3 protein-coding genes are annotated in these 4,380 nt (G+C 67.9%); 1 reads left to right on the top strand and 2 read right to left on the bottom strand.

Annotated elements, in window-relative coordinates; all coding sequences use genetic code 11:
• Window positions 1-1,139, bottom strand: a 1,139-nt coding sequence (locus AB4Y84_RS14400) for a chloride channel protein (protein WP_442250329.1), incomplete at its 3' end; no start/stop codon positions are given.
• Window positions 1,140-1,202: 63 nt separating this feature from the next.
• Complete coding sequence (locus tag AB4Y84_RS14395) at window positions 1,203-3,284, bottom strand: TonB-dependent receptor family protein (RefSeq protein ID WP_442244827.1); 2,082 nt, start codon at window positions 3,282-3,284, stop codon at window positions 1,203-1,205.
• Window positions 3,285-3,415: 131 nt separating this feature from the next.
• Here AB4Y84_RS14395 and AB4Y84_RS14390 point away from each other — a divergent pair, with 131 nt between their 5' ends.
• The gene (locus AB4Y84_RS14390) at window positions 3,416-4,336 is read left to right on the top strand and encodes a M14 family metallopeptidase (protein ID WP_442250328.1); all 921 of its coding nucleotides are present in this window, start codon (window positions 3,416-3,418) and stop codon (window positions 4,334-4,336) included.
• Window positions 4,337-4,380 lie beyond the last annotated feature (44 nt).

Raw genomic sequence — 4,380 nt, 5'->3', positions numbered from 1 at the left:
GCCATGCCTGCCAGCGCTGCCGACGTGGCGTCGACCACCGGGACGCCGGTGGCCATCGCCAGCAGCCCGGCAAACAGCGTGCCGACCAGGGTGCCCATGAACAGCGAGGCGAAGAACAGGCCGCCGCGGAAACCGAAGCCCAGCGAAATGCCGGAGGCCAGGCATTTCAGCGTCAGCAGTCCGCCGATCCAGATCAGCGGCAGATGGGTGGTCAGGTCCAGGTGCAGCGCTCCGTGGCCGGACGACAGTACCTGCGGGCTGGCCAGGGCCAGCGGAATCAGCAGCAGGCCGCCCACCACCGGGCGCCCCCACAACGGCAGCGGGCTGCGCTTGACCGTGCCTTCGATGGAGGCGATCAGGCGCATCACCACGATGCCGACCATCGCACAGCAGCAGCCGAGCAGGCCGTAGATCGCATAGTCGGCTGCGCGCACGTCGATGGTCGATGCCGCCGGCAGCAGATAGGCGTCCACGCCGGCCTGGTCGGCAACGAAGGCACCGGCCAGCGCGGCCACCGCAACCGGCGCCAGTGCCGCCGGCGTATAGGCACCGATGACGATCTCGAAGGCGTAGAAGGCCCCGGCCAGCGGTGCACCGAAGGCCGCGGCGATCGCACCGGCCGCGCCAGCACCGACCAGGATGCGCACGTCGTTGCGGCGCAGGCGCATCACCCGCCCCAGCTGCGAACCGCTGCCGGCGCCCATCTGCGTATACGACGCCTCCAGTCCGACCGAAGCACCACAGCCATTGGAGACCAGGGTCTGGGTCAACACGATCAGGTTGTCGCGCATCGACATGCGACCGCCATGCAGTGCATTGGCTTCCACGGCATCCAGCAGGGGGCGTTTCAGGCGCGTGGCAGCCAGGCTGACCAGGCCCACCACCAGGCCACCCAGCGGCAGCACCAGCAGGGCAGTCCAGGTCAAAGCGGGCAGCGAGCTCAGGCGCATGCCCTCGTCCAGCCCATACAACGCCGTCTGCAGGGTGCGTGCCAGCCCAGCCTGCAACAGGGTCAGGCCGCCGGCGATCAGCCCGACCACCAGCGCCAGGGCGATGAACCACAGGTCGCTGCCGCGCAGGCGCAGGCGCAGGCCCTGGAAGGCCAGATGCAGGCGCGATGGCGAAGCGGTGGAGGACATGGTGGCGGCATGATACGCCGCCACCGTGAGCGCTACCGTCACCGCATCAGGCGGTTGCCATGCTCAGAAGCGGTAGCGGCCCTGCACGTAGAACGTGCGCGGCGCGGCCACCATGCGCCCGGCGTTGCCATCCACGTTGCGGGTGTACCAGCGCTTGTCGGCCAGGTTGTTCACGCCCACCGCGACCTCGCTGTCGGCCAGCCAGGGCAGCTGCCAGGCGGCCTGCGCGTTCCACAGGCGTACGCCGGGTACACGGCCTCCGCGCGCGTCGGCGGCTTCTTCCCAGGTGTTGGCGGCATCGGAGAACTGGCCGCTCTGGTGGGTGCTGGACACGTTGAAGGTCCAGCCGGCCAGCGCATAACGGGCACCTACGCTGTCGGTATCGCGCGCGTAGAACGGCACATCCAGGCCGCGGTTGTCGCCGGACTGCTGGATGGCCTTGGTCCAGGTGTAGTTCGCGTACAGTTCCAGGCCGGCCAGCGCGCTGCTTTCGGCAAAGCGGTACTCGATCGCGCTTTCCACGCCCTTGTGGTCGGTGGCGCCGATGTTCTGGAAGGTGGGCGGGGTGATGCCCGGCACCTGCAGGATCTGGTTGTCGAAGCGCATCTTGAACACGGTCACTTCCGCGCGCAGCCCGCCATCCTGCCAACGCGCGCCCAGCTCCGTGGTCCTGGCGATTTCCGGGTTCAGCGGATTGGTCGCGCTCTGCGAGTTCAACTGGATGTTCTGCACCGGCCCGAACGAGGTGGTGTAGTTGCCGAACACGGTCAGCTGCGGGGTCAGCAGGTAGGCGACGTTGAGCGAGGGCAGGGCCTTGTCGTTGCGGCTGCTGAAGGTCGCGCCGCCGCCGGCCTGGCGGCGGTCCATGTCGATCCACTCCATGCGCACGCCGGGCGTGATCCGCCACCGACCGATGGCGATGCGGTCATCAACGTAGAACGAGTGCGCGTCGGTGGCGTTGTCGAAGCGGGTGGTCGCGCCGGTCGCACCGGTACGGCGGGTAACGGTGTAGCTGCGGTCGTTGCCGCGCTCGCGCAGGAAGCGGTAGCCGGCGGTGATGTCGTGCACGCTGCTGCCCCAGTGCAGGCGCTGGGTGTAGCGTGGCTCGATGCCGAGCACACGGTAGTCGCGCGGCTGCACCGTGATCTGTGTGTTGGCCGCGTTGATCAGCGAACTGGCCCGGTTGCTTTCGTTGTAATACGCCAGCACCTCGAACTCGCTGTTCTCCGACAGCGTGTTGGTGTAGCCCAGGTCGATGCCGGTGCGATGGCCCTTCCAGAAGTCGGACGGGCGGGTGTTCTGGAACGGATCGGCCTGGTACTGGGCGGGGGTCAGGCCGCCCGGAGTCAGAGAACGCACGTCGTAGTACGACAGCTTGGCGCGCAGTTCCTGCTGTGCGTCGATGGCATAGGCGAACTTCAGCGCCAGATCATCGAAGCGGTCATCGCTGCCCTGGCGCCAGCCGCGGCCGTCCTGCCCCGAATACAGCAGGGCCATGCCCATGCCGTTGTCGGCGGTGCCGCCGAGGAACGCGTTGTACTGGGTGCTGTCGCCGCCGCCGTGGTCGTAAGCGCTGTAGCGCACGCCGGCCTCGCCGTGCAGACCGGCCGCAGTCGGAATCGCACGGGTGCTGAAGTTGATGATGCCGCCGACATTCTGTGGCCCGTAACGCACCGCGCCGCCGCCACGCACCACGTCGATCGACTCGATGTTGGCCAGGCTGGCCGGGGCGAACGACAACTGCGGCTGGCCGTACGGCGCAACCGCCAGCGGCACGCCGTCCAGCAGGACGGTCGAGCGCGGCGAGTAGCGACCGGTCAGGCCACGCACGCCGATGTTGAGTGACACCGAGCTGCCGGCGGTGCCGGAGTTGTCGGTGACCTGCACGCCGGGAATGCGGCGCATGGCATCGCCCAGGCTGGCGGCACCGCTGGCCTCGATGCGCTGGCGATCAACCACGGTACGTGCGCCGGCGAAGCTCTTGACGCTGTCGTGCAGGCCGGTGCCCAGCCAGCTGCCCGATACCTGGATGCTGTCGAGCGTGGTGGCGCTGTCCTGCGCGAAGGCGCTGGCAGCCGGGATCAGGCACAGGGCGAGGGCGGCGGCCAGGGGCAGGCGGGCCGGTTGCAGGGCAGGGATGGGCATCGTTGCGGGCAGCGGAAGGGCGTAAATGAGAATTATTGCTGATTCCATTCGCCATTGGAATCGGCACACGGTTCAGCGCTTTGACCCGGTGGTAAAGTGATCAATTGCCTCCTGACCCGCTGAGATCTGCCATGTCCACTGCTGCTTTCTACCCCGTCGGAACCCCTGGCCAGCCGTGGGGCGTGGCGGAACGGGAGCAGTGGCGTGCGCGCCAGCAGCGCCTGCGCCGTTATGACGAGGAAGTGCTGCCGCGCATCGATGCACTGGCCGGGCGCTTCGACAAGGTGGCTTACGGCCAGCTCGACTATGCAGGCGAGACCTATACCCTGTTCGCCCTGCGCAGCCGCGACTGGAACCCGGCATTGCCGGCCGCGCTGGTAACCGGCGGTGTGCACGGCTATGAGACCAGTGGCGTGCTGGGCGCGCTGGAATTCCTCGAAAAACACGCCGACACCTATGCCGGCAAGTCCAACCTGCTGGTCGCGCCGTGCGTGAATCCGTGGGGCTTCGAGCGCATCAACCGTTGGAACTTCGATGCGATCGACCCGAACCGCAACTTCCGCGCGGACGGCCCGGCGCGCGAATCAACGGCGCTGATCGAACTTATTGCACCATTGAAGGGCCAGTTCGTGCTGCACATCGACCTGCACGAAACCACCGATAGCGACGAGAGCGAGTTCCGCCCCGCACTCGCCGCGCGCGATGGCAAGCCGTTCGAACCGGGCCTGATTCCCGATGGCTTCTACCTGGTGGACGACAGCGGGAATCCGCAGCCGGCCTTCCAGCAGGCCGTGGTCGCCGAAGTGGAGAAGGTGACCCATATCGCACCGGCCGACGACAAGGGCGAGATCATCGGTTCTCCGGTGGTCGCGCATGGTGTGATCGAGTACGCGCTGGTGCCGCTGGGCCTGTGCGCCGGCATCACCGGGGCGAAGTACACCACCACCACCGAGGTCTACCCGGACAGCCCCCGCGCGACGCCGCAGCAGTGCAACGACGCGCAGGTGGCGGCGGTGTGCTCGGCGCTCGATTACGCGCTCGCCCATCGTTGATCGGTAGTGCCGGCCGCTGGCCGGCAACCACGGGGCAAGGGGAT

The organism is Stenotrophomonas sp. 2YAF22, from assembly GCF_052114665.1.
Classification (GTDB): Bacteria; Pseudomonadota; Gammaproteobacteria; order Xanthomonadales; family Xanthomonadaceae; genus Stenotrophomonas; species Stenotrophomonas indicatrix.
The sequence above is the reverse complement of the archived record's forward strand: the minus strand, read 5'-3'. Positions and strand labels throughout refer to the sequence as shown.